The organism is Pseudomonas silesiensis (assembly GCF_001661075.1).
In the GTDB taxonomy this organism is placed as follows: Bacteria; Pseudomonadota; Gammaproteobacteria; order Pseudomonadales; family Pseudomonadaceae; genus Aquipseudomonas; species Aquipseudomonas silesiensis.
In genome coordinates, this window is record NZ_CP014870.1 from 5,996,715 (window position 1) to 6,023,658 (window position 26,944).

Annotated in this window: 18 protein-coding genes; 10 read left to right on the plus strand and 8 right to left on the minus strand. The window is 57.4% G+C overall.

From position 1 onward, the window contains the following. Positions 1-8: 8 nt before the first annotated feature. The gene (locus tag PMA3_RS26610) at positions 9-1,280 is read right to left on the minus strand and encodes a glutamate-5-semialdehyde dehydrogenase (RefSeq protein WP_064679962.1); all 1,272 of its coding nucleotides are present in this window, start codon (positions 1,278-1,280) and stop codon (positions 9-11) included. A 189-nt stretch (positions 1,281-1,469) separates the two neighbouring features. Here PMA3_RS26610 and PMA3_RS26615 point away from each other — a divergent pair, with 189 nt between their 5' ends. From PMA3_RS26615 to PMA3_RS26640, 6 genes are all read left to right on the plus strand, one after another. Next, positions 1,470-2,165 carry a DNA-3-methyladenine glycosylase gene (locus PMA3_RS26615; RefSeq protein ID WP_064679963.1) on the plus strand — a complete coding sequence of 232 codons (696 nt, stop codon included), beginning with the start codon at positions 1,470-1,472 and terminating at the stop codon, positions 2,163-2,165. A 29-nt stretch (positions 2,166-2,194) separates the two neighbouring features. After that, entirely contained in the window at positions 2,195-3,511 is a 1,317-nt protein-coding gene (locus PMA3_RS26620) for a bifunctional DedA family/phosphatase PAP2 family protein (protein WP_064679964.1), read from the plus strand. A gap of 455 nt (positions 3,512-3,966) precedes the next feature. Further along, the gene (locus PMA3_RS26625) at positions 3,967-7,446 is read left to right on the plus strand and encodes a calcium-binding protein (protein WP_082930433.1); all 3,480 of its coding nucleotides are present in this window, start codon (positions 3,967-3,969) and stop codon (positions 7,444-7,446) included. A 569-nt stretch (positions 7,447-8,015) separates the two neighbouring features. Continuing rightward, a complete protein-coding gene (locus PMA3_RS26630; protein ID WP_237140672.1) occupies positions 8,016-9,923 on the plus strand; it encodes a hypothetical protein in 1,908 nt (635 codons plus the stop codon). Between the two features lie 66 nt (positions 9,924-9,989). Beyond that, positions 9,990-13,511, plus strand: coding sequence for a hypothetical protein (locus PMA3_RS26635; RefSeq protein ID WP_064679966.1), 3,522 nt, complete (start codon positions 9,990-9,992; stop codon positions 13,509-13,511). 104 nt (positions 13,512-13,615) lie between these two features. Beyond that, positions 13,616-15,613 (plus strand): hypothetical protein, encoded by a 1,998-nt coding sequence (locus PMA3_RS26640; protein ID WP_064679967.1) that lies wholly within the window; start codon positions 13,616-13,618, stop codon positions 15,611-15,613. A gap of 169 nt (positions 15,614-15,782) precedes the next feature. Here PMA3_RS26640 and PMA3_RS26645 read toward each other — a convergent pair whose 3' ends face one another. Genes PMA3_RS26645 through PMA3_RS26655 form a run of 3 tightly spaced genes read right to left on the minus strand, consistent with a single transcriptional unit; the run spans position 15,783 to position 17,459 of the window. After that, positions 15,783-16,373: an LON peptidase substrate-binding domain-containing protein gene (locus PMA3_RS26645; protein WP_064679968.1), complete on the minus strand. Its 591-nt coding sequence runs from the start codon at positions 16,371-16,373 to the stop codon at positions 15,783-15,785. A gap of 10 nt (positions 16,374-16,383) precedes the next feature. Beyond that, positions 16,384-17,100: an LrgB family protein gene (locus PMA3_RS26650; protein WP_064679969.1), complete on the minus strand. Its 717-nt coding sequence runs from the start codon at positions 17,098-17,100 to the stop codon at positions 16,384-16,386. After that, positions 17,097-17,459, minus strand: a complete 363-nt coding sequence (locus PMA3_RS26655; protein ID WP_064679970.1) for a CidA/LrgA family protein — start codon at positions 17,457-17,459, stop codon at positions 17,097-17,099. The genes PMA3_RS26650 and PMA3_RS26655 overlap by 4 nt, the downstream gene beginning before the upstream one ends. A 197-nt stretch (positions 17,460-17,656) precedes the next feature. On the opposite strand from PMA3_RS26655, the gene PMA3_RS26660 reads away from it, so the two are divergent. From PMA3_RS26660 to PMA3_RS26670, 3 genes are all read left to right on the plus strand, one after another. Beyond that, positions 17,657-18,112 (plus strand): MaoC family dehydratase, encoded by a 456-nt coding sequence (locus PMA3_RS26660; protein ID WP_064679971.1) that lies wholly within the window; start codon positions 17,657-17,659, stop codon positions 18,110-18,112. 112 nt (positions 18,113-18,224) lie between these two features. After that, positions 18,225-19,943 carry a C13 family peptidase gene (locus PMA3_RS26665; RefSeq protein WP_064679972.1) on the plus strand — a complete coding sequence of 573 codons (1,719 nt, stop codon included), beginning with the start codon at positions 18,225-18,227 and terminating at the stop codon, positions 19,941-19,943. Positions 19,944-19,970: 27 nt separating this feature from the next. After that, the gene (locus PMA3_RS26670) at positions 19,971-20,612 is read left to right on the plus strand and encodes an oxidoreductase (RefSeq protein ID WP_064679973.1); all 642 of its coding nucleotides are present in this window, start codon (positions 19,971-19,973) and stop codon (positions 20,610-20,612) included. An 83-nt stretch (positions 20,613-20,695) separates the two neighbouring features. Here PMA3_RS26670 and PMA3_RS26675 read toward each other — a convergent pair whose 3' ends face one another. The 4 genes from PMA3_RS26675 to PMA3_RS26690 form a co-directional block, all read right to left on the minus strand. Beyond that, positions 20,696-20,980 carry a YceK/YidQ family lipoprotein gene (locus PMA3_RS26675; protein WP_064679974.1) on the minus strand — a complete coding sequence of 95 codons (285 nt, stop codon included), beginning with the start codon at positions 20,978-20,980 and terminating at the stop codon, positions 20,696-20,698. Next, a complete protein-coding gene (gene ubiX, locus PMA3_RS26680; protein WP_064679975.1) occupies positions 20,973-21,605 on the minus strand; it encodes a flavin prenyltransferase UbiX in 633 nt (210 codons plus the stop codon). Before ubiX ends, PMA3_RS26675 begins: the two co-directional genes overlap by 8 nt. After that, positions 21,602-22,951, minus strand: a complete 1,350-nt coding sequence (mpl, locus tag PMA3_RS26685) for a UDP-N-acetylmuramate:L-alanyl-gamma-D-glutamyl-meso-diaminopimelate ligase (RefSeq protein ID WP_064679976.1) — start codon at positions 22,949-22,951, stop codon at positions 21,602-21,604. The genes ubiX and mpl overlap by 4 nt, the downstream gene beginning before the upstream one ends. Before the next feature lie 172 nt (positions 22,952-23,123). Then, a complete protein-coding gene (locus PMA3_RS26690) occupies positions 23,124-25,037 on the minus strand; it encodes a sigma-54-dependent Fis family transcriptional regulator (RefSeq protein ID WP_064679977.1) in 1,914 nt (637 codons plus the stop codon). A gap of 287 nt (positions 25,038-25,324) precedes the next feature. On the opposite strand from PMA3_RS26690, the gene exaC reads away from it, so the two are divergent. Further along, positions 25,325-26,845, plus strand: a complete 1,521-nt coding sequence (exaC, locus tag PMA3_RS26695) for an acetaldehyde dehydrogenase ExaC (RefSeq protein ID WP_064679978.1) — start codon at positions 25,325-25,327, stop codon at positions 26,843-26,845. The last annotated feature ends 99 nt before the right edge of the window (positions 26,846-26,944 follow it).

Below are 26,944 nucleotides of genomic sequence, written 5' to 3' on the forward strand. Positions count from 1 at the left end.
CGCCCAAGTCAGACCGACGCCTGGCCGCGCAACTGACCATCCCCGACCACGATGTACTTCTCGCAGGTCAGTCCTTCGAGACCCACCGGGCCACGGGCGTGCAGCTTATCAGTAGAAATGCCGATCTCGGCACCCAATCCGTATTCGAAGCCATCGGCGAAGCACGTCGGGGTGTTGATCATCACCGACGACGAATCGACTTCAGCGACGAAACGCCGGGTGTCTGCCAGGTTTTCGCTGACAATCGAATCGGTGTGATGCGAGCCGTGCTTGTTAATGTGCTCAATGGCTTGACCCAGTCCCTCGACCACGCGGATCGAGAGGATCGGTGCCAGGTATTCGGTACTCCAGTCTTCTTCCGTTGCAGCAACCGCCTCGATGATCGCCCGGGTTCGTTCGCAGCCACGCAGCTCGACGCCTTTTTCGCGGAACTGTGCAGCCATGGCCGGCAGAAAATCCTTGGCTACCGTTTGATCCACCAACAGCGTTTCCATCGCGCCGCAGATGCCATAACGGTACGTCTTGGCGTTGAAGGCGATGCGCTGGGCTTTCGCCAGGTCCGCATGGGCGCTGACATAGACGTGGCAGATGCCGTCCAGGTGCTTGATCACCGGCACGCGCGCATCGCGGCTGATCCGTTCGATCAGACCACGGCCGCCACGGGGAACGATGACGTCGACGTATTCAGGCAGGGTGATCAGCGCGCCAACGGCGGCGCGATCGGTGGTTTCGACCACTTGCACCACCGCCGCCGGCAGCTCGGCCTCGGCCAGGCCGCGCTGGATGCAGGCGGCAATGGCACGGTTGGAGTTAATCGCCTCGGAGCCACCGCGCAGGATGGTCGCGTTACCGGACTTCAGGCACAGGCTGGCGGCATCGATGGTCACGTTCGGCCGCGACTCGTAGATGATCCCGATCACACCCAGGGGCACACGCATCTTGCCCACCTGAATCCCGGAGGGGCGATAACTCATGTCGCGGATCGCCCCGACCGGATCCGGCAGCGCGGCAACCTGACGCAAACCGACGATCATGCCGTCAATGCGTTCCGGGGTCAGCGCCAGCCGCTCCAGCAGGGCCGGTTCAAGACCGTTGGCGCGGCCAGCCGCCAAATCCAGCTCGTTGGCAGCTATCAGCTCGGCGCGAGCAGCGTCCAACGCCTGGGCAGCAGCCTCCAATGCGCGGTTTTTTTGCGCAGTGCTGGCACGGCCGATGACGCGGGAAGCTTCGCGGGCAGCGCGACCCAAACGGGTCATGTAGTCAAGAACGGACTCAGTCATGGTCTGGAGTGGTCTTTGATAAGGTCTTGGTAAAGAGTAAAGCGGCAGATTATAGCTGTCGCGTCCCGGGACTAACAGCGGTGACAGGCGGATGGTCGAAATCGAGGGCAATTTGCCGACGTTCAGCCGTGATTAAGCTGCAAATTGTTATCATCACGACTCAATCAGCCCTGATAAACACCGTTCATCATGACCAATCTGACTGTTCGTGCTTCCGAAACGAGCCTGCCCACGGCACTCCCGGACGCATTTTTCGACCGGGACGCCCAAACGCTGGCCAGGGAATTACTGGGCAAAGTGATCCGGCATCGGGTCGGTGAACTATGGCTGAGCGCTCGAATCATCGAGACCGAAGCCTATTACTTCGAAGAAAAAGGCAGTCATGCCTCCCTTGGCTACACAGAAAAGCGTAAGGCTTTGTTTCTGGATGGCGGTCACATCTACATGTATTACGCCCGTGGCGGCGATTCACTGAACTTCAGTGCCCAAGGTCCCGGCAATGCGGTATTGATCAAATCCGGCTATCCCTGGGTCGATGAATTGAGCGGACCGGCGAGCCTGGCGCAAATGCTGCTGAACAATCCGGACGCCCAGGGCCGCCCTCGCCCCTCGCAAAAGCTCTGTGCCGGGCAGACATTGCTCTGCAAGGCGCTGGGCCTGAAGGTGCCGACCTGGGACGCCAAGCGCTTCGACCATGAAGTGCTGCTGGTGGAAGATATCGGGGCTGCACCCGCCCACATCATTCAAACCACGCGCCTGGGCATCCCCCATGGACGTGACGAACACCTGATGTATCGCTTCGTCGATGCCGCGTATGCCGCTTATTGCACGCGCAATCCGCTGCGACGAGGGCAACTCGAAGGCCGCGATTACTTTTTGCTGTAAACACAATCGATAAGTTGGGAGTTGTCTTTATGGGCCCATGGCTCGATAGCGTAACCGGATGGTTGACGGCCAACCCGCAATGGCTGGCCGCTGCGGTTTTCATCGTGGCCTTCGTGGAATGCCTGGCAATTGCCGGGTTGATCGTGCCTGGCACGGTATTGCTGTTTGCCGTGGCGGTGCTGGCCGGCAGCGGCGCGCTGTCGCTGAGTGAAACATTGTTGCTGGGGTTCGTCGCCGGCGTGCTGGGTGACATTGTTTCCTACTTCGTGGGGCGACATTTCCACCAGAACATCCGGCGCCTGCCCGGGTTGCGCCATCACCCGGAATGGATCGCCGGGGCGGAGGCTTACTTCCAGCGCTACGGCATCGCCAGTCTGCTGGTCGGACGCTTTATTGGTCCGTTGCGGCCCATGCTGCCGATGGTCGCCGGGATGTTCGACATGCCGTTTCCGCGCTTCGCTGCCGTCAGCCTGCTGGCCGCCGCAGGCTGGAGCGTCGCCTACCTGCTACCGGGATGGGCGACCGGCGCGGCGATCCGCCTGCCGTTACCGGAAGGTTTCTGGCTGCAGGCGGGTATTGTCGCCGGCAGTGTGGCAGTGATGGTCGGCTTGAGTGCGACCAGCAGCCTGCGCCGCCATCGCCGGGCGACGACCTGGATCAGTGGCATGAGCCTGCTGATCCTGATCGGCCTGTTCATCGGCTATCCGCACTTGACCGCCCTGGATCAGGGCGTGATGACCTTGGTGCAGGAGCACCGCAGTGCGACGCTGGATGAAGTTGCCGTGACCTTCACACTGATCGGAGAGTTCCGTTACATGCTGATTTTCAGCACGCTGCTGACGGGATTGCTGCTTCTGGCTCGACAATGGCGACAGGCGCTTTTCGCCGGTGCCACACTGCTGATCACCGCGATGGCCAACACCGGAATCAAGCACTTTTTAGCTCGTCTGCGCCCGGAAGTACTCACCGACCCGCTGACCAGCTACAGCATGCCCAGCGGCCATGCCTCCGGCTCATTCGCGCTGTTCCTGACCATCGCCATCCTGGCCGGTCGCGAACAACCACCGCGCATGCGCCTTACCTGGCTACTACTGGGCTGCCTGCCGGCACTGACCATTTCCTTGTCGCGGGTGTACCTGGGGGCTCATTGGCCCAGCGACATTCTCGCCGGGGCGATGCTGGCGAGCTGTGTCTGCGCAGCCGTCCTGTGGCTGAGCCAGCGAGAGACGCCGCTGCCTGCCATGCAGTGGAAAATCTGGTGGCTGATTTTACCTGCAATGGTGGCGGCCTTCAGCTTCTTCGCGTTGCGGCATTTCTCCCATGCCATGTTACGGTACGCCTACTGATCGCTCTAATTGAAATGAAGAAGCCTGAGATGTTGCCGGACTTCTTCACTTCTCCGCCCCTATAAACATATTCAGTCTAACTTATATGTCCTGCCAAAACAGTTGGAACAACAGTCTCTATCAACACACTAAAAAACACTCACAATAAAACTCAACAAGACAATACAGTAATATCCCGACAATAAAACCACCCATCCGCCGCTTGATATTTCTACTGAAGCCTTCGATCCTAAAACCGCATAGACCAAGCTGCTTAATTGCGCACCGATTGCTCAACACCCTATCTGCCTTGGGCCTGATAGACCCCAACATTAACCCAAGGTATTAAACGGTATGCATTGGAAATACGTGCCAAATCAAAAACGACACACAACTTGTAAACCTTTCACAACTATTCCTTCAGGGTCAGCAGGATGCCGAACCCTTAGACAACGTCACATCAAATGGAATTGAAAATGTCTGAACCTAAAACAAACATCCCATATAGCTTTTCCAAGAGCGGTGTTCAAGTAATGAATATCGATGCCTCGACCAATAGTCATTCTCCGACCCCCTCACTGCCGTCGCGCCCCATCAAAGCCGTTCCCGACTCACCCAATCTTACGCTCAACGGCCTCGACCTACACTTGGGAGCATTGCGAATCGGCCAGTTCGATATCAGTCGAGAAGAATTACGCGCCTTGGGTGCCACGGTAGATGGAGCACCCATCAGCCCGGACAACTCAAATATACAATCGCCCGACCAGCGCTTTTTAGACGCACTCAGTTTTGATCCAGCCGAAGTCGAGGCCCGGATACGGTTGGTGAAAAACGCGGACAGCTCCATTGTAGCCGGCATGCTTTTCGATCTTGCCAGTATACGTACTGTCGGCGCCCCGCCTGTTCTCAACAACGCTGATATCTTGCCCCCCCACAGCGCCATGTACCAATACGACAAACTGCTGGTGTCAGCGCAAAAAATTGATATTCACCGTGTTCAATCCGACTTACGTATGCCCAAATGGCTCGACAATCTCAAAGGCCAGGGCGTGGGCGTCGCAGGTACGGGTTTACAAGCGTACGGCCTCTACAGCGGGCTAGTAGGTATTACAGAAGCCATCAAGACAGGCGACGGGACCGGAGTAGCAATAAATATCGGAGGTATCGCCACTGAACTGACGTCGCTGGCGATTGAGGTTAAATTGACGAAGGTGGGTCAGAACATGCTCCTGAATGGCTCGAAGGTCTTCAGGCAGTTCTCCGGAACTACCGTAGGCATCCACCTGGGCCGAAGCGCAGGGCTATTGGCCAGCATTTTTACGCTCCCGTTCGATATCTTAAGTGCAGTTCAATCCTTCAATGCGGCCGCCAGTGCCAAGGGCAAAGAGGCGCAGGACCATTACGTAATGGGCGGTGTCGCAGTAACAAGCGCAGGCCTCTCCCTAGCACTAGGCCTGGCAGCGGCGGCCGGTTACGGAGCCGCTGCCGGGCCCATCGGAATCGCGGCGGCGGCTGTACTCATAATGGGCGCCCAAATTTACCAGGCCGTGCGCCTGGTCGACAACATAGATGATTACATTGAGCTGAGTGCTGGTGAAAGCTTACTAACAGGCTTTCTCGCGTTTACCGGAAATGACGCTCCCAGCGGCGTCATGGATCGTTTCAACAGTGCGATAGCGGTAGATAGACATGTCAAACAAACTGGGACTTATAATAAATCGCTTTTGGAGGGACCGTACAAACATAATTTCGAACTTATCGTGGAAGGAAATTTCAAGGTTGAGCTGCGACCTGGCAAACCAAAGCGCAGACTACCGACCCTTCTTCAAGCCATGAATAGCAAATCATTGTTGTTTTTTTTATTTCCGCAATATGATGTCGCCAATGAAGCGACCATTATAGATGACAGAGACGTTTACGACATAAGGGAAGGAGTGCCCGATGTGCCGGGGGTGACAAGAGGTGAAAAAGGCCCAGGCAAAGGTAACCTGTTAAAATTGGGCAATGGCGACGATATCGCTTTAGGGGAGAGGGGGAAACCTAACTATTTTACTTATGGGGAGGGTACAAAATACCTGACCGGGGGGGAGGAGCGCGACCATTTCCAGTTCAATGCTGCCGCTACCACGCTTGATAAGGTAAGCATCCATTCTATCAGTTCGCTGGACGGCGGCAGCGGCAACGACTCGCTGATCTTCCAGGGACGGCATCCCCACCGCGATACCCGGCATGCCGGCTACAACATTGATCTCAATGCCGGCCAGATTGATCTCAGAAGCCAAAAGCCAGACGTGGCGCCAGTGCCGTTCGCACAGGTGACATCCATCGAGAATGTGAGCACCCTGTCGGGCGGCACAAGCCATGTGACAGGAACCGAAACGGCAAATATTATCGCGGCCAATGGGAATGACACCATCCACGCCGGTGCCGGCGATGACTCAATTACGGTGGCAGGCACTATATCCCGGATAGATGGAGGCACGGGTGTCGACCATTACAAAATCCTGGAAAGTGTCCACCAGGTCTCGATTATTGAAGATGGGCAAGATAACTCCATAATAGAATTGGATTGGACGCTCGAATGCATTCAGAGCTGGCGAATCGTAGACTGTTCCTTGATCATAGATTCTCAGAGCGGTGTGGATGGAGAGTTACACCCTCGCACTATCATCGTGCAGAACGTTTACCAACAAGTCGGAGCGAATCGACAGTTACAAAACTCTAAACTACTCGCAACGACCAAGGATGGGTTTCAAATAAGTCCTGTGCTACCAACGCTATTAACCATCGGAGGGGCTGTCTATATTAAAGCGCAAACGATCGTTCCCGGCACCGTGCCCTCCCCCGCTATTGTCAATGCCGGCAAGGTATATGAAGCGAGTTTAAATTCACATCACGTCTATATATCAAAAGGTGAGCTGCCAATTACCTTAGTCAAAGACATCGGTTCCGCTTTACCGCCCTGCACTGTATACCTGGACTATGAAAGCACTGAAATCCAGGAAGTCACCGGGCATTATCACGCCGTGGAGGGCACAGACCCTAAGCGTTCCCCATACGTGTATCTTACCGATTTTGCGATCACGATAAAACTACCGGACAAAAGCATCACATTCGCGGAAATCGCCAGCGCGCGCGGTCGATATGACACCAAACAAATCAGCACTATCAAACCAGTTTGGCTTAGTAGCAGAAACGTATTCATTATCACAAACGACCAAAAATCCTTTCGATTATCGGCTACTGCCTTCAACGACAACACTTATGAACATAAAATCGGGATCAACACATTCAAAAGTAACGATTACCTTGTACCTCGATCAGGTCTGTATATATTTAACAGTCCTGGCATCCCGGTAGAAATACCACTGCGACCTATCCCGCAGCGTATCAATATCCCCTCTGGGCCTCATACACGCATCTACCAGTTGCTCGGCCAAGCATCGAAATACGAAACTCATCTAACAGACAATGCCCGCCTCCACCTATCCACACCTGATGCACTCACCAAAAAATCAGACGCATCTACATGGACATTGTATACCTCACAGATGGAAACCCCTGTTACTTATGATGATATCCTCCTGAAAGGCAACATATTGCACGTCGGCAACGTAATTGTCGAATTACCGCCTGACAACGATACCACAGTACCGATGGACTCAATTGGCGTTGCGACAACACGCGGAACCATTTACGAAGTCAATCGGATTTTTGACCAAATGGTACTTTTTCTAATTGATGCATCGTACTATTTCGATCTCAATGCGATATTGGAGGTGATCCGTAAACACAAAGACAGTGGAGAGCTGGCGCATGAGATCAAATTTGAAAACCTTCGCCACATGCAAATAGCTGGTAATGTATATTACAATTCGACGAATGATTTTTGGGGCATCGAAACGAATCGGGCTTACCGCTTCAAGCCTGAAGACCTTGTTATCGAGAAATTTTAGACTACGGTAAATATTGCATACAACCCACTCTTCGACGAGTGGGTTGTAGACGGTGTATTACCCACAATAAAATACCGCTTAACATATATAGCCTGACGCGGACGGCTTCCGTCTCATCGTTGGGACCGAATGATTCTGATACCTTATTTGCGCGCATGCTGCATAGCTGCGGCGCGACCGCATCTACGCAGAATATCTGCGCTACCAATAATCGAAGTTACATATTTCCCCACCACTTTCAAAGCCGCACCTTTCACGACCTTGAAAATCAATTACATTAAAACCTCTTGACTACGAACCACGCGCAGTCAACATACCATCAATGTCACATTTAACACATCGCTTCATCCTAATTACCGACAACACCATTAGACACGCCAACATATTTATCAACTTTAATTTATATGCGAGTTACCATGAGCCCCAAAACACCCAGCAAACCACCGGTGACAAAACCGCCCAAACCGGGTTCAACGAACGAGCCATCCATAAGGCCCGAGTCGGACACCTCAATACTCGCCCCTCATAGAGTATGGCCTGCCGACGCCATAGTTCCATTGACCTCCGACATGGGTCCTGCTGTACGCCCGGACGTTGATCTGCCCATCCATCCTTCCATTGAAATTACCGACTTGCCGACCCGAACGATTACCAGTTCTTTGCAGAGCGATACATCATTGAGCAAATACTGGTTCTCGGCGAAATTTCTGCGTGGCATGCAAGCACCAAATGATGACGGCTTTCGCTACATCGTCGGACGCAAATTTGTCGATGTAGACGATGGAGGCGTTGTGCGTACCGCTCATGTCGACTTTGATGAAACGCTCGGTGTCTATCGAATGAAGTTACTGACGGAGCAACTTCCGAGCGGCCCGGCCGTGTATAAAAACGAAGCAAGTCTCACTTGGCGCCTGCCCCCGCAGATCAGTGAAAAAGCAGTTGCCCGCCATGACCTCCAGACAGGCAGTGACTCCACGACAAAGCGGCCCGCACCGTCATCGAGCGAGCCGCCCGAAACAACGGTTGTACCTAAACGACCGCGCTCTTCCGACACGCCAACTTACGTCAATCAAAGTCTTTACACCGCGTCGATGCGCTCACCGGATGCCCAGGGTTATCACGAACTCACGCCAAGGTGGGGGTCTAATCAATCCGACATAAGATTTGCGTTCCAGGATCGTCACGGAAACTGGATTCAGGTCGACCCCCCTACAGGAGGATTCGGCTCGCAACCCACTCACCTGACACACTGGACCGACCAGGAGATCTGGGAGCTCTACGGGATTCAGGGTCGGGAAATCGAGCGTTTCCGTAGCGAAGCACAGGCCTTGGGCAAGCCGCCGCACTGGGTCGAGCCCAATGTAACGGACGACCCGGTCGTCAACCTGGTGGGAGATTCACTGCACTGGTTGCACCCGACCCTGACCTCGAACGAACGCCAGGCGCTCCTGCAGTCCTACAACCTGCTGCCGAGCCAACTGTCTCGCCTGCAACAACACTTGCAGACTGAACTGACATTGCCGCCATGGGTACAAGCGCACAAACGCATGACTGAAGACGTTGGCAATCCCCTCTACCTCGATCAATTTAGCCGAGACGCCATCAATGAGCTGAATCTCAAGCGTGATGCCCGGCATGAAGGGTATGACCCCGAGACCAGCCTGACACCCCAACTGCGCGAAGCGCTGCTGGTTAAGCTGGGTTATCGGCGCAACAAGAACAACTGCCTGTATCGAACGGACATACCGGCCCTGTTCAGGGGCGACGAGCGCACCCCGTTCGAACTGGCGAACGACAACACCATGCTACCCCGCTACGCCCACAGTCCCGGCGCCACCACCGATAAGCCGATCAGCGCCACCTTCAGCCTCAAGGAAGGCCTGATGTATGCCTCGGCCCCAGATCCCGAGTACCTGCGATTCAACTCACAACTCAATAAATACCCTGGAAAAAACACAAACGATTCGGACAGCGACGCCAGTGATGCAAGCGACTCGGACAGCAGCGAATCTTCCGAGTGGTCGGATACAGGAAGCCCGGTCCCCTGGGACCATGAACGCCATTACCAACCCACCAGAACGCGGCAGACGGAAATGTTTCTGTATGCGCTGGATACCCGCACACTGGAAGTGGTCCCGCATGAAGAAAACCATAATTTCAACTCGGCGGCCCGCGACACGCCGCCCACCTGGTTTCCCGACGATGACTACGAAGGATTGATTTCGGTGACCAAAAAAGGACTGGAAGCAGGCCGGGTCTGGCTGTTGAACTCAGCCCTGACAAAGGGCGCGAATGTAAAAGACATCGCTCAGCAAGCAGGAAGTCGCGGCGACAAAATCGAAGCCTCTACGCACGCGGGTCACGCCAACAAACATGAATACGACCAATTGATCGATGACGTGGAGGCCGCGGGTAAACCGATGCTCAGGCTGTCTGGCAACAAAAACGAATTTGCGTATGACGTCATATGGCCTTGAAATACCAACCCCCGCGCCGGTAGGAAAATCGGTGCTCATAACGCTCATTATTTAAAGGATTAAACAATGGCCAAACTAATTGAACCCGCCATGGAAGTTTCAACCCACCGTCCGTTACAAGTAACGGCGATCAGTCAATCGGCTAACAGTCATGCGCCGGCCGCCGGCCAGATTGATACGTCTCCCGGTGCGCCACCCTTGACACCTGTACCAACGGAAGTGTTGGAGCCTGCGCACCCAAGCCAGGTTTCCCGTCGCCCACTCGCATTCCTCGATGAACATTTCGGACCATTGCGCTTTGGCAATTCCAGCATCACTCGCGTAGAACTGAAGGCCATGGGCGCGAGGGTGCATGGTGGCGCCATCAGCACGGCAAACACGAACATGAGGGCCCCCGACCAGACGTTTATCGATGGGCTGAGTTTCGACCCTGCGATGGTGGGGAACCGTGTCAAATCCGCAACAAAAACGCCACACAGTGGCAACGTGGCCACTCTGTTCTTTGAAATATCTATCAGCCGCTCGGTCGACGCCCCCCCGCTATTCGCCGCCTCCGCCCCGCTTACGCTCGACAGCCCGATAGATCGCCTCAACAAGCTGGGCCAGTCGGCGCAAAAACTGGATATTCATGCCATACAGTCCGATAGCCTGCTCAAGGCCAAGGCCAAAAGCTATGCGCACCGCGGCGTAGCCACGGTAGGCGTTGGAATGCAGGCCTTCGGAATCTATAGTGGCTTCAAAGGGGCCTTTGAAGCCCTCGACGCTGGCGACACGGGCGAAGCAGTGTTTAACGGCGTTTCGATCGGCGCTGAATTCGGTTCACTGATCATTGAACGAGGCTTGACCAAGGGTGGCGTCGCGATGCTCGAGAGCGGCTCGGTGATACTCAAACGGTTTTCCGCCACGTCAGTCGGTACCGTATTCAGTCGGGGTGGCGGGTTATTTGCCAGCGCGATCACCTTGCCCTTTGACATTGTCAGTGCCGTCAATGCCTTTAATGCGGCCGCCGCCTCGCAAGGCAAGGTAGCCCAGGATCATTATGTAAGTGGCGGCGTGAGCGTGGCGAGTGCAGGCATTAGCCTTGCGCTGGGCGTGGCGGCGCTGGCCGGTTTCGGCACCGTCGCCGGCCCTGTTGGTCTCGCTGCAGCTGCCATCCTCATCCTCGGAGCGGAAATCTACCGGGCCGCCCGGGTCGTGGACGACATTGACGATTATGTTGAATTGAATTTCGACGAACGGTTGCACGCCGGATGGCTCGCTTTTGTAGGCAAGGAACAGGACAAGGAGATACTGGATCGTTTCAAGATTAACAAGACGTTCAGCGATCACACCTTACAGTTAGAACTTTCGGCAAAACACTTGCTTGAAGGTACTCATAAGGAAGAGCTGGAATACATCGTGAACGGCAGTTTCGACGTCACGTTGAAGACCATCCAAATCTGGTACCACCAATGGGATGAAAAGGCCGGGGAACAACCGTATAAACTCGATACAGAGCCGACTATCGTTGAGACCGACGACATTATCCTTGCTCGTGACGGGCTTGCGTCAGACCTCAAAGGCAGCGTCAAAGGCACCCCAGGCGAAAACAAGAGCATTTATTGGCGGCTCGGTGACGGCGATGATCAGGTCTATGCCCCCAAGGACAAGCCCAATATTTTCATCTATCGGGAGGGTACAAAGAAACTGGTGGGTGGTGACAAGAATGACAGTTTTTACTTCGAAACAACCGAAGCGGAACTGAACCGGCCACAGCAGCCGATACGAACCAGTGTTCTTGACGGATTTGAGGGGTCCGACACGCTGGCCTTCGAGGGATCCCGTCCCCGCGCTGATACACGTCATGTCGGTTACGACGTCAATCTGCAGACCGGCAAGGTTGCCTTGCGTCATGAGGACCGTGCAAAAGACGACATCCTGGTCGCGGAGTTCACCTCCATCGAAAACGTCTCGACCTTGCGAAAGGGTACAAATCGAGTCACCGGGGACGACAATGCCAATCAGATCTCGGCCAACGGTTACGACCACATCGATGCCGGGCCAGGTGATGACACGATCGCGATCCGCGGGTGGCACTCTCGGGTTGATGGCGGCCCAGGAACGGATCGCTACTACATTGCGGACACCACGGCTCAAGTGACCATTGTCGAAGATGGCGAACAAGCAAGCCTGATCGAATTCGGCTGGCCACTTGAGCGCATTCAACGGTTGCAGATCGTCGGTACTTCGCTGGTGATCACTTCGTTGCGCAACGAGAATGGCGAACTCCCCGACCACGTGTTGACCATCGAGCATGTCTACGAACATGTCGAAGGTATGCGTCAGGTGAAAAACAATAGGCTGCAGCTCAAAACTCAGGACAATTACTGGCTGGAGCTCACCTTGCTCCCTCTCCCCTCTGACTCACTCGCTTACGATGTAGATTACGTCGAGACTGGCGGACAGCCCGCGCCGGCTCCCTACATCACCAACAGCGGAGTCGTGGTACTCGCGGAGCGGGAGCCGAGGCATACCTTTGTTTCGCGCGCTGGCGGCAGCGTCGATTTGGTCGCCAACCCCTACGCATCTGAAATTCCCGCGGTGGTTTATCTGGATTACAAAACCGAAGAAATAGTTTCAATTCAAGCAAGTTATACCGTCGAAGTGATCATGGGTCCCTCGGGATATACCAACCTGAATTACTCGCAATTCAATATATGGATTCGGCTGCCGTCCTCGAAACTCGTTAACATCTCAAACTTCTTTCACGAAAAACGAGGGAGAAGAACAGGAACCTCTTTTAATAACAACATTCGGATCAATGGCTTTTACCAAGCGAATGTTGTACTGGTCATGCAGGATGGCGAATCCTATCAAATACACCCCCCGCGCCTGAACTTTAAAAACGACGCAGCCTCCCCAGGCCGCAAACTGTGTAGCGCTCGGGAATGTTTGCATCCTCGGCGCGGGCGCTATAGGTTTAGACAACCGCAATATATCAAGCCCTTTACGCTCTCCACCACCCCCCAGCAGGTTACATTCCCGGCACCTCCCCATACCGGCATCTATGTAATGAAAGGCCAGGCCTCGAGCTACGACGTGTATCCCGTCAGTAATACACTGCTCAGCCTGTACACACCGGGTGCGATCGAGCAAACCTCTAACGCATCGACCTGGACCCTCTTCAGTACAGAACTGACAGAAACAGTTACCCGCAATGAAATACGGCTGACTTCCGACAACCTGCAAGTCGGTAGCGCGGTGATCCAGTTGCCGAGTCTGGACCACCCGGGACCGGTGGAATCCATCAGCGTGGCGACGTCATCCGGAAATATCTATTCCGTCGAACTTTTATTTGAAGTGCTGCAACTCTACCTGATCAACGCACATGGCTACGCCAGCGTCGATGCCTTGCTGGCTGACCTTCGAGCGCACCAGCAACGAGAGGAATTGGCCACGAAAATTGCTGTTAAAAACATTGGCTTCTCGCCACGAATTGACGGGACGGTGTATTACAACTCAACCAATGATTATTGGGGCGTCGATACGGATCCTGACTACCGCATTGCCCCCCAGACGCTCTTTATAGAACCGATCGAGACTGTTTAATCAATCTGAACATTGCAAACCCGACGTGACGTTCATCGTCACGCCGGCGCTAGCCTCATTCAGCCGAAGGAATGGCTGACTCATTAAAGATGGAGTGACCCCTTATGCGTCAAAAACCCGGACCCCGCCCCACAACGCCATCGATCGATGCACCGGGAACCTCAACGCCCCGACCGAGAACCCCGGACGGATCGTTCGACGATTCAGTTTTCGTTCCGGGCAATCGATTCTGGCCCGCGGGTTCAAGTGAATCATCCTCTACTGCGAAGCTGGCCCAAGACACTGCGCTCGATAACACAGCTCCCAAGATGCCGACTGCGGTGGATACCGTCCTCCCATCTCCCGCCCCGCCCGGTCGTGATAAGACGCCGCCGCTGGCGCCCTATGTGCAACAGGCCTCCAGCCGGTTGCCTGCGCCCGATGAGAACGGACTGCGGATTTTCAAGAATAGACACTTTGTCGACGTCGAGGTTGAGGGGGGCAACGGTCTACAGACGGTGATGGTCGAATTCGATACAAGACTTGATACCTACCGCGCGAAGTCACCTCACGAGCAAGGCGCATTCGGGCCACCGCTTTATCGAAGCGCCGCAGGTGGTGTCTGGAGCTTGAGCAAACCCTCCACCTACTTCGACAGCAACCGATACACCGTCGCCCATCTACCGGATGCCCAAGGATATTATGGCGTCAGCCTCCGCAGCTCGCCTTTTAACACCCCAGAGAGCGGTTTCGCCTTCAGGGATGAACAGCACCGATGGGTTCGCGTAGATCCCGCCCAAGCCAGGGGCGATACGTCTGGACCGCTGAACCTGACGCAATGGACCGATGGCGATATCTGGAAACTGTACCGGATTCACGGCCCGGAAATTCTGGTTTTCCGGGCGGAAGTGCAAAAAACCGGCAAAGTGCCGCTATGGGTCAAGCGATTCGAAGAACCTGCCGACCACCTCTATGTAACCGATTCACTGAAATGGGTCTATCCGCAGCATTCCTTCGCCGAGCGCGCGAAACTCCTGCGCAGCTACAACCTGAGCGAGAACCAACAGACACGGTTGCGCCAGGATCTGGAAAGCGGGCAAATGCCTGAGTGGGCGGAACAACACAAGCTTTTGACCCAAAACAAAGGCGACGATCAAAGATTTAAACTGATCGCTGAAGAGTTGGAACCGTTCATCCTCAGGTTGCGAAATGAAGGCGATTATTATGACAACCGCCTCAACCCACGGGAAAGATATACCGAAGAATTCTTTGACGAGTACCTGCAATACGCTGGCTATCAGCGCAATCTGCACGGTGCTTTATACCGAACGGATATTCCATCGATGTTCAGGGGGGACCATCGTACACCTCTAGAGTTGGCCCGAGACAGGCGCATGATCCACCTTAAAGGCAACGCAACCGGTTCGACCACAAGACGAGGATTCAGCGTAACGTTCAGCCTGGGTAACGCCATCGGGTACAAAGAACATTTGGGCGGTTATGAACACCCACTGGAGTACAACTCTCAAGCCAACCTCTACCCCGCCAGGGGTTCGGATTCCGATAGCACCGTTACAGAAGGAAATCGTGATGGCTCCGAGTCGGACTCCGACAGTTCCTTTGTGTTTGACGACGCAAAAGACTATCCGGCCCTTCGGCGAAACCAACGACAGGGTTTCATCTATGCCATTGACACTCGCGGCATCGAGGTCGTACCCGGCTGGGAAAACGTCCGACTTAATCGAACTGGAATACAGTTTGACCCGGATGACCTGGAAGGCCGCATATCAATGCCCACCCGAGGCATCAGCGCAGAGAGGCTCTGGCTGGTGAATTCTGAATTGAGTCGGGCCGCCAGGGTCGACGATATATACGGACAAGCCGGTGCCGACGCTGACGCTATCGAGAGAGCAACCTGGGCAGGAGACAACATGGTCGTATCCTATCGCAAAGAGGTGATTCCGGGCGAGGGCGATGGGATTTTCCATATACCGATAACTCGCTATGATCAGCTGATCGATGAGGTCGCCGCCTCGGGCAAACCGGTACTGGAACTTCCCAAAGACGTTGAGGTATTTGCCAACGACATCGTCTGGCCAGTTCCCGAGCATTACAGAACCTGATAACAAAAAACCGATCCCCTCCTCCCTCGTGCTGCCCATAAAAAATGACGCCAGGGATCTGTCCCGGTGTCATTGTGGGTCATCGATGGGCGGCGGGTACTTCACTGTTCACGGGACGAACATACTGCCAGACCATCGAAATCGATAAGCAACAAAAAGCGCCAGCGCCTCAGGCAAACAACTCCCCTTGCAACTCATCCAGCAGCGCCTGAATCGCATCCAGCCGCTGCTGTGGATCATCGAGTTGCAGCAGATCTATCTTGTCCAACTCGGCGAACGGCAGCAGATACGCCAACTGATTGGCCAGCGATTGTTGCCCGGTCGCTTCGTTGCCCATGTTCAGTGCTTCGACCATCGGGTGTTCCGCCAGGGCCTTGAGCAGTGCGACCAGGTCGGCGTCCTCGTCCTGAAGCGGTTGCTCGGGCTCGTCTTCCAGCCATTCGACCTCGGCGACAATCAACTGATCACGCTGCACTTCAGTGCGCACAACGTGAAAACGCCGCCCGCCATGCACCCGAATGCCCAGCAGGCCATTGTCCTGCTGCTTGAAGTCGGTGATCAGCGCCTCGCACCCGACCAGCGCATAGCCCGCCGGAGCGATGCCGACTTCTTCGCCCTCGAGGATGCAAACCACGCCGAAGCCGCCGCCCTGTTTCATGCAGCGACCAATCATGTCCAGGTAACGCGCCTCGAAAATCTGCAAGTCGAGGATGCAGCCCGGAAACAACACCGTGTTCAGCGGAAAAAGCGGCAAGCTCATAGACATTTCCTTACACCACCATCGACACCGCCAACGGCAGGAATACCGCCGTGGCCACGCCCATCAGACTCATCGCCAGCGCCGCGAAGGCGCCGCACTCTTCACTTTCCTGCATCGCCACCGCCGTACCGACCGCATGGGCGGTCATGCCCAGGGCCATGCCGCGGGCTTCAGGACTGTGGACACCGAACCGGGTCAAAAGACTCGGTCCGAAGATCGCCCCGATCACCCCGGTGATCAACACGAACACTGCGGCCAGCGCCGCGACGCCACCGATCTGTTCGGCGACCAGCATGGCAATCGGCGACGTCACCGACTTCGGCGCCATGGTCATCAGGATCATGTGTTCGGCACCAAACCACCAGCCCAGCAATACGCCCATGCCCGTGGCAACCACGCCGCCTATCACCAGCGTAGTAAATATCGGCCAGAACAACTGACGAATCCGCCGCAGATTGAGGTACAGCGGCACCGCCAACGCGACCGTCGCGGGGCCGAGCAAGATGCTGAGAATCTCGGTGCTCTTGCGGTACTCAGCGTAGGTCAGGCCGCACCCTACCAGCACGCCGATCACCAGCAGCATGGAAACCAGCACCGGCTGCAGAAAGATCCAGCGGGTTTTCTCGAACGCCGCCAGCACCAGTTGATAGGCGCCCAGGGTGATGCCAATGCCGAACAACGGATGATGAATTACCGACGCCCAGGCCCCGTGCCAGTCGAAGATCATTGGTCGTCCTCGTGAGACGCGTGACGCTTGATCATGCGCTGCATCAAGACACCGGCAAACGCCAGGGACAACACCAGCGACAACACCAGCGCGCCGACGATGGCCCAGAAATCCGCCGCGATGTCGGCGGCGTACACCATCACGCCCACGGCCGGCGGCACCAGCAGCAACGGCAGGTAACGCAGCAGGCTGCTGGCCGCCAGATTCAGCGGCTCACCCACCTGGCCCCGGCTGATCAAAAACACCAGCAACAGCAGCAGGCCGATGATCGGCCCCGGTAGCACCGGCAGAAACAAATGGTTGATGGCGGTGCCGAGCAATTGGAACAGCACCAGCCAGGTCAAACCTCGTAACAACATCCTTCATCTCCCGCAAAACCCGTCACCCGCAGTGACGGGTCGAACATTATAAGCATGCCGACGCTATGGATCGGCATTCGCAAATAGCATGGACAGTTGACCGGAGCCATTTGCCATGTTGATCTAAAGTGGTAATCCGGGAGGTCAAATCCCCCCACCTCAAAACTATAAAACCGATGAACCCAAGGAGAGTCTCAATGCCCTATGTTCCCGTTGCAGAGCTCAAAGATTATGTCGGCAAGGAACTTGGACGTTCCGAATGGCTCACCATCGATCAGGCGCGTATCAACCTGTTCGCCGAAGCCACAGGGGACTATCAGTTCATCCATGTCGACCCGGTCAAAGCCGCGCAAACGCCATTTGGCAGCACCATTGCACACGGTTTCCTGTCACTGTCGTTGATCCCCAAACTGATGGAAGACATCCTCGTCATGCCTGAAGGCTTGAAGATGGTGGTCAACTACGGCCTCGACAGCGTGCGTTTCATTCAGCCGGTCAAGGTCGATTCGAAAGTGCGACTCAAGGTCGAACTGACTGAAGTCATTGAGAAGAAACCTGGCCAATGGCTGCTCAAGGCCACCGCCACTCTGGAAATCGAAGGCTCGGATAAACCGGCGTATATCGCTGAACCCTTGTCCCTCTGCTTCGTGTAAACCATCCCGGAAGCGAAGCAGCTCAGGCTGTTTCGCGCCCTCTGCTTTCTCCTGGCTATATAAGGGCACAGAGCTGCGGCATACTCGGTCGCCTAATTGCCCGGATCCCGCTATGCGCCCACTAGCACTCCTTGCCTTGACCCTGTTGCTCACCGCTTGCGGCGATGGCGAATCACTGTTGCCTCCCGACGCCCGCCTGCCGGACGGTGGCCGCTATCGCGGCGATCTGGTCAATGGCTTGCTGCAAGGCCAGGGCCGAGTCGACTATCCGAACGGCAGCTGGTATGCCGGCGGGTTCGACCAGGGCCAATGGCATGGCTTGGGCGAATGGCACGGCAGTAACGGCGAAGTCTATCGCGGGTCCTTCAATCAAGGGCTGTTCGACGGCAAGGGACAACTGACTACCAGTGGCAGCAGTTATACCGGCGGCTTCAAGGCCGGGCGCCGGGATGGCGAAGGCACCCTCAAAGAAAACGGCATGACCTATCGCGGGGAATTCAAAGCCGATCAATACTCGGGGCTCGGGCGTCTGGAGCTAGAGGACGGCAGCTCGTATCAGGGCCAGTTCGCCCATGGCAAACCCAATGGCGAAGGCCAGCGTGGCGACGCCAGCGGCAATCAGTTCACCGGCCACTTCGTCGACGGTCAGCTGGAAGGCAACGGGACATTCAACAGCGCCGATGGCGACATCTACGTCGGCGGTTTCAAGAACAATCAACTGCACGGCAAGGGCCGCTACGAGAACGCCGACGGCGATGTCTGGCTCGGCCTGTTCAAGGAAGGCTCGCTCAACGGCAAGGGCGAGATGATCGGCGCCGATGGCAGCCATTATATCGGCCAGTTCAACGATTGGCGCTTTACCGGCCAAGGCCGATTAAACCTGCCCGATGGCAGCTTCTATATCGGTCAGTTCGACGTCGACAATTACAACGGTCACGGCACGCTGGTGCTGACCGATGGCACGGTGCAGAACGGTACATGGATTAACGGCCAGCGCGTGCGCGATGCCGACGGCAAGTTACTGCCCGACCCGCTCGAGCTCGGCTTGCTGGCCCAGGGCCGCCTGCTCGCCGACGCACTGGCCAACGTACCGGCCTCGACCCCGGCGATCGAGCTGTACACCCTGACCCTGGGTGGCGACGGCAAGCAAAGCGTGTTCCTGCGCGAGTCCGATTACGTCAGTAACATGCTTACCAGCCGTTTCGGCGCCTTTGGCCAGATCCGCCTGGTCAACCATCGCGACCACCTTGCCGACCGACCGATGGCCACCCGGGAAAACCTGCGCCGCGCCGCCCTCACGCTGGCCGAGCGCAGCGGCCCGGAAGATTTGATTTTCCTTTACCTGACCAGCCACGGCACCAGTGAACATGAACTGGTGCTCGACCAGCCGCGTATGGAACTGTCCGATCTGCCGGCCGACGAACTCGCTGCTGTCCTGGCACCGCTGAAGAATCGCGACAAGATCATCGTGATTTCATCCTGCTACTCCGGCGGCTTCATCCCGGCCCTGAAAGACGAACGCACCCTGGTCATGACGGCCTCGCGGGCCGACCGGGTGTCCTTCGGCTGCTCTGAACAAGCCAACTTCACTTATTTTGGCGATGCCTTGTTCGCTCAGGCGCTGAACCAGACCGACGACCTGGAACACGCCTTCAAGCTGGCCAGTGCCACCGTGGCCGAGCGCGAACTGGCAGACAGCTTCGAAGCCTCCGAGCCACAGATCTGGGCGCCAAAAACCGTGCTATCCCACTGGCAACTGCTGCGCAAACAGCAAGCACGAAAGGCATTGCAAAGTGCCTCTATCCCCGGCAAGGATGCAAAGAGCAACTAAGCTGAATAGTATCAAGGGGGAAACACTATGTACTTGACGCCTCAGCACGTATTGCTTGCCGGAGCTACCGGTTTGACCGGTGAACATCTTCTCGACCGTTTGCTCAATGAGCCCACGATTACGCGAGTATTGGCGCCATCACGCCGGCCATTGGCCGAGCACCCTCATCTGGAAAATCCGGTCGGCGATCCCGCGGCGTTTCTGCCGCAATTGAACGGCCGCGTCGACATCGCCTACTGCTGCCTCGGCACCACGATCAAGCAGGCCGGCTCGGAACAGGCGTTTCGTGCGGTGGATCTGGACATGGTGGTGGCGTTCGCCAAGCGTGCACGGGAGATGGGGGCGCGGCACCTGATCGTCATCAGTGCCTTGGGGGCCGATCGCAGATCCCCGATTTTCTACAACCGGGTCAAAGGCGAGATGGAATACGCATTGCGCGCGCAGGACTGGCCGCAGCTGACCATTTGCCGACCATCGTTGCTACTGGGCGAACGCATCGAACCGCGTATGGCCGAGCAGTTCGTTGGGCCCTTGTCCCGCTTGATCCCCGGCAAATATCGCGGCATCGAAGCCTGTCAACTGGCTCGCGCCATGTGGCGACTGGCGCTGGAAGAGCAGGATGGATTGCGGATTGTCGAGTCGGATGAGTTGCGCAAGCTAGGCAAGTAGTCATGTGGCGTCTGAAATGACGCCTTCGCTTGTAGGAGCGAGGCTTGCCCGCGAAGGGCGCGACGCCGATCCAAAGCCGAACGCTACAACCCGCCAGTCGCCTGAAAACTGACTCCTATCACTGTCAACAGCGACAACGGCAACAACAATGTATCAAGCAAGGCGCTGGCCGGCAGGTCGATGCCTGGGTAGGCCGGCGCTTCTGCGCCAAAACGGTCCATGGCGCAGCAACCGCCATTCATGGCATACAAATCCAGTCGAGTCCCCGAATACACCACCGGCGCCCCCGGTTTGGCGGCATCCAGCGTGCGCACCGTGGCGCAGCCCGCCAGTTGCAACGCCAGCACCATCACCAGCAGCTTATTCATCGCTGCTCAGATGGTGCTCGCCCCAACGCGGCAGCATGTCCTGGGGAATGTTCAACAGGTTGAGAATCCGCGCCACGACGAAGTCGATCAGGTCATCGATCGTTTGCGGCTGATGATAGAAGCCCGGCGATGCCGGCAGAATCGTCACGCCCATGTTCGACAACTTGAGCATGTGCTCCAGATGAATGCTCGAATACGGCGCCTCGCGCGGCACCAGGATCAACTGGCGACGCTCCTTCAACGTGACGTCGGCGGCACGCTCGATCAGGTTGTTGCAGGCCCCCGTCGCAATGGCCGACAAGGTCCCGGTGGAACACGGCACCACCACCATCGCCGCCGGCGCGCCGGAGCCCGAGGCCACCGGCGACATCCAGTCTTCCTTGCCGTACACCCGAATCTGCCCGGCGGCCGCGCCGGTGTATTCGGTGAGGAAGGCCTGCATCATTTGCGTCTTGGGAGGCAACGTAACGTCGGTCTCGGTGGCCATCACCAGTTGCGCCGCCTTGGAGATCAGGAAGTGCACCTCGCGGTCTTCGCGAATCAGACAGTCCAGCAGGCGTAAACCATACTGGGCGCCCGAAGCGCCGGTCATCGCCAGCGTGATGCGTTCCGGGCCATTGTTCATTGCAGCGCCTCGGCGAGTTTGCCGTGCAGGCCGCCGAAGCCGCCGTTGCTCATGATCACCACGTGGGTGCCGGGCTGGGCCTGGCTCTTCACGCGCTCGATGATACCTTCCAGCGAATCGCTGACGATCGACGGCACGGTGCACAACGCGGCGGTTGCGCCCAGGTCCCAGCCAAGGTTGGCCGGCGCGTACCAAATCACCTGGTCGGCATCGACCACGCTTTCCGGCAAACCATCGCGGTGAGCGCCGAGCTTCATCGAGTTGGAGCGCGGCTCGATGATCGCGATCAGTGGCGCGTCGCCGATGCGCTTGCGCAGGCCGTCGAGGGTGGTGGCGATGGCGGTCGGGTGATGAGCGAAGTCATCGTAAATGGTGATGCCACGCACCTGCGCGACGATCTCCATCCGGCGTTTCACGCTTTTGAAGGCACTCAATGCGGCGATGGCCATGGACGGTACAACGCCGACGTGACGCGCCGCAGCCAAAGTAGCAAGGGCGTTGGCAACGTTGTGCTGGCCGGTCATGTCCCACTCGACCACGCCTTGGGCGACGCCCTCGAACATCACTTCGAATGCAGAACCATCTTCGCTGAGCAACTTGACCTGCCACTGCCCACCAGCTCCGGTGGTTTGTACCGGAGTCCAGCAGCCCATTTCAATGACGCGCTGCAAGGCAGGCTCGGTGGTTGGATGAATCACCAGGCCTTCGCTCGGGATGGTCCGCACCAAATGGTGGAACTGCCGCTCGATGGCCGGGAGATCGGGGAAGATGTCGGCGTGATCGTATTCCAGGTTGTTCAGGATCGCGGTACGCGGGCGGTAGTGGACGAACTTGGAACGCTTGTCGAAGAAGGCGCTATCGTATTCGTCGGCTTCGATGACGAAGAAGGGCGTGTCACCCAGACGCGCCGACACCGAGAAGTTCTGCGGCACGCCGCCAATCAGGAAGCCCGGGCTCATGCCCGCATGTTCCAGCACCCAGGCGAGCATGCTGCTGGTGGTGGTCTTGCCGTGAGTACCGGCAACGGCCAGCACCCAGCGGCCTTGCAGGACGTGATCCGCCAGCCATTGCGGGCCGGAGACGTAGGGCAGGCCTTTGTTCAGCACGTATTCGACGGCAGGGTTGCCCCGGGACATGGCGTTGCCGACCACCACCAGGTCCGGTGCCGGATCGAGCTGCGCCGGGTCGTAGCCTTGGGTCAACTCAATGCCCTGCGCCTCGAGCTGAGTGCTCATCGGCGGATAGACGTTGGCATCGGAGCCCGTCACGTGGTGGCCCAGCTCTTTGGCCAGAACCGCCATCGAACCCATGAAAGTACCGCAGATACCAAGAATATGAATGTGCATAGTCGACCTCGTAAAACATGGCCGCAGGTTAGCCCAGGATAGGTAAATTCGCACCTTGTGTTTCAGACTGGACCGCCACAGCCCTGTAGGAGCGTGGCTTGCCCGCGAAGCTTTTGGCGGCATCGAGGCCCCCTTCGCGGGCAAGCCACGCTCCTACAGGGGGTCGGCGCATTTACCGGGCGATGCCGTGTTTACGCAGCTTTCTATAGAGGGTATTGCGGCTCACACCCAGCTGTTCAGCCGTGTGGGTCATATGCCACCGTGTCTGCTCCAGCGCATTGAGCAGCGCCAGCCGCTCGGCATCATCCAGCGGAAACTCGGATGGCGCTTCGACGGCCGTCACCTGCGCCGGCCGAGCCTGACGAATCATTGCTGGCAAATCCTCCAAGCCGATTCGCCCGCCGTCACACAACGCCGCCAACGTACGCAGTACATTGCGCAACTGCCGCACATTCCCCGGCCAGGCAAAATCCAGCAACGCCTGCCGTGCCGGCGCGTCGATGATCACCGTCTCACCGCCCCCCTCTTCGGCCAGCAAAAAATCGAGCAATTGGGACTTGTCGCTGCGCTCGCGCAACGCCGGCAGTGCCACTTCCAGCCCGTTCAGCCGGTAATACAGATCTTCGCGGAAGCTGCCGTCCTGCACCCGTTCCAACAGATTGCGGTGAGTGGCACTGATGATTCGGACATTGACCGACTCCGGTTCGCCGCCAATCGGTACCACTTGACGATCTTCCAGCACCCTTAACAGCCGGGTCTGCAACGCCAACGGCATGTCGCCGATTTCATCGAGAAACAGGGTACCGCCATCGGCCTGCTGCAACTTGCCGCGCATGCCCTCCTTGCGCGCCCCGGTGAAACTGCCGCCGCGGTAGCCAAACAGCTCGCTCTCGATCAGGCTTTCGGGAATGGCCGCGCAGTTGAGCGCGACGAAGGCTTTATCGGCCCGTTGACTGGCGTGGTGCACGGCCTTGGCGAAGGCCTCCTTGCCCGACCCGGTTTCGCCATTGATCAGCAATGGCACGTCACGCTCGAAGACTCGCAGGGACTTGCGAAAATCGTCCTGCAGCGCCGTGTCGCCCAGACAGATCCCGGACAGCCGGGGACGCTCGGCCACCGTCGGACTGCGCACCAGCGGCACCGGAATGCTGCGCGGCTGCCCTCGGAGCAAGGCAAACAGACTCCGCCCGTCACGGGTGCGCAGCGGCCAACTGGCGCTGGCGTTGACGCTCGCACGGCCGAGCAGTTCGTCCAGGGAGCAATCGAAAAACGCCTCGACCGGTTTGCCCAGTAATCCACCGCGGATATGCCCCAACAGGTTCAGCGCGCTCTGGTTGACAGCGCTGATGCGCCCTTCCCCGTCGAACGCCAGCAGTCCTTCGCTGAACAAGCCGACCGATTCGGCCTGAAGATGAAAACGCAGCAACCATTGATTGTCGAAATACCGCAGGAAATAGCAGCTCTCGATCATCTTCGCCGACAGGTTGACCAGGGCCATGGTGTGGAACTGGCTCTGCCGCGAGACTTCGTGGCGCGCCGAGGACACGTCGAGCACCGCCAGCAGTTCGCCATGAGGGTCGAATACCGGACTTGCCGAGCAGGTCAGGCCCGTATGGCGACCGCGAAAGTGTTCGTCCTGGTGGATGGTCAGCGACTGACGTTCCACCAGGCACGTGCCGATACCATTGGTGCCTTCACAGGCTTCGCTCCAGTCGGCGCCCAGCCAAAGCCCGGCGCGTTCGAAAATCTTCCGCTCGGCGGGCGCGGTGATGCAATTGAGAATGACCCCGCGGGCGTCGGTGAGCAGCACTGCGTGTCCAGCGCCGGAGAGCTGCTGATGCAGGCTGGACATTTCGTTGCCGGCAATATGCAACACCTGCTGCAAGCGTTCGCGACTTTCCAGGAGACGCCCATGTTCCAGCACCGTCGGGGCCATGGTCAGGGCCGGGTCGAGGTGGTAGTCCTCAAGACAGCGCAGCCAGGAGCGGGCAATGGAGGGATCGCTGCCGGGCCCCTGCAGGTGGGATTTCCCCTGAGTAACGGTCAAGACCTGCTGGGCATGACGACTCAAATGGTTGTCGTGCATCTCTTATTGTTCTCCCCGAGCGGTTTACAGCGCAACCGAGCATCCTCCAGCCGAGCTTGCATTGCAATGCTGGCAAGACCATACGGTCACAAGCTGTGCCATAAACGGCACAAAGTGTCACAAGGACTGTACCGGAAGCATCACAGGCTGCGCCCGCCTGTCCGACAAAAATCGCGCAAGGCCTTGATTTACCTGAGCTGCAGCGCAGTGGCCCGACCTTTGCTCTACGCTTATAACAGGCGCACATGCGCGCTCCCTTATAAGTACAAAAGCCAAGGAGAACTATCATGCGTTACGCTCACCCCGGTACTGAAGGCGCTATCGTTTCGTTCAAGAGCAAATACGGTAACTACATCGGCGGCGAGTTCGTCGCGCCTGTCAAAGGTCAGTACTTCACCAATACCTCGCCAGTGAATGGCCAACCCATTGCCGAATTCCCGCGCTCCAGCGCCGAAGACATCGAAAAAGCCCTGGACGCTGCCCACGCCGCTGCCGATGCCTGGGGCGCCACGTCCGTCCAGGCGCGCTCGCTGGTGCTGCTGAAAATCGCCGACCGCATCGAACAGAACCTGGAACTCCTGGCAATCACCGAGTCCTGGGACAACGGCAAAGCCGTGCGCGAAACCCTTAACGCCGACATCCCGCTGGCCGCCGACCACTTCCGCTACTACGCCGGTTGCATCCGTGCGCAGGAAGGCAGCGCCGCCGAGATCGATGGCAACACCGTGGCCTATCACATCCATGAACCGCTGGGCGTGGTCGGGCAGATCATTCCGTGGAACTTCCCGATCCTGATGGCCGCCTGGAAACTCGCCCCGGCCCTGGCCGCCGGCAACTGCGTGGTGCTCAAGCCTGCCGAGCAAACCCCGCTGGGCATTACCGTGCTGATGGAACTGATCGGCGACCTGCTGCCGCCTGGCGTGTTCAACGTGGTGCAAGGCTTCGGCAAAGAAGCCGGTGAAGCCCTGGCCACCAGCAAGCGCATCGCCAAGATCGCCTTCACCGGCTCGACCCCGGTTGGCTCGCACATCATGAAATGCGCGGCTGAAAACATCATTCCGTCCACCGTGGAGCTGGGTGGCAAATCGCCGAACATCTTCTTCGAAGACATCATGCAGGCCGAACCGTCCTTCATCGAAAAAGCCGCCGAAGGCCTGGTGCTGGCGTTCTTCAACCAGGGCGAAGTCTGCACCTGCCCTTCCCGCGCCCTGGTGCAGGAGTCGATCTACGACGAGTTCATGAAAGTGGTCATGAACAAAGTCCTGCAAATCAAACGCGGCGACCCGCTGGACACCGACACCATGGTCGGCGCCCAGGCGTCCGAGCAGCAATTCGACAAGATCCTGTCGTACCTGGAAATCGCCAAGGGCGAAGGCGCCGAGCTGTTGACCGGCGGCAAGGTGGAAAAACTCGAGGGCAATCTGGCGACCGGGTACTACATCCAGCCGACCCTGCTCAAGGGCACCAACAAAATGCGCGTGTTCCAGGAAGAGATCTTTGGCCCGGTGGTGAGCATCACCACCTTCAAGGACGAAGCCGAAGCCCTGGCCATCGCCAACGACACCGAGTTCGGCCTCGGTGCCGGCCTGTGGACCCGCGACATCAACCGCGCCTACCGTATGGGCCGCGCGATCAAGGCCGGTCGTGTGTGGACCAACTGCTACCACCTGTACCCGGCGCATGCCGCGTTCGGTGGCTACAAGAAGTCCGGCGTCGGCCGTGAAACCCACAAGATGATGCTCGACCATTATCAGCAGACCAAAAACCTGCTGGTGAGCTACGACATCAACCCGCTGGGCTTCTTCTAACCGGCAGGAACACCGCAAAACCCTTGTAGGAGCGAGCTTGCTCCGGGCGGCGTTCCGACGATGGACGTGAACGAAGACGGGGGCCGCCTGGATGTACGC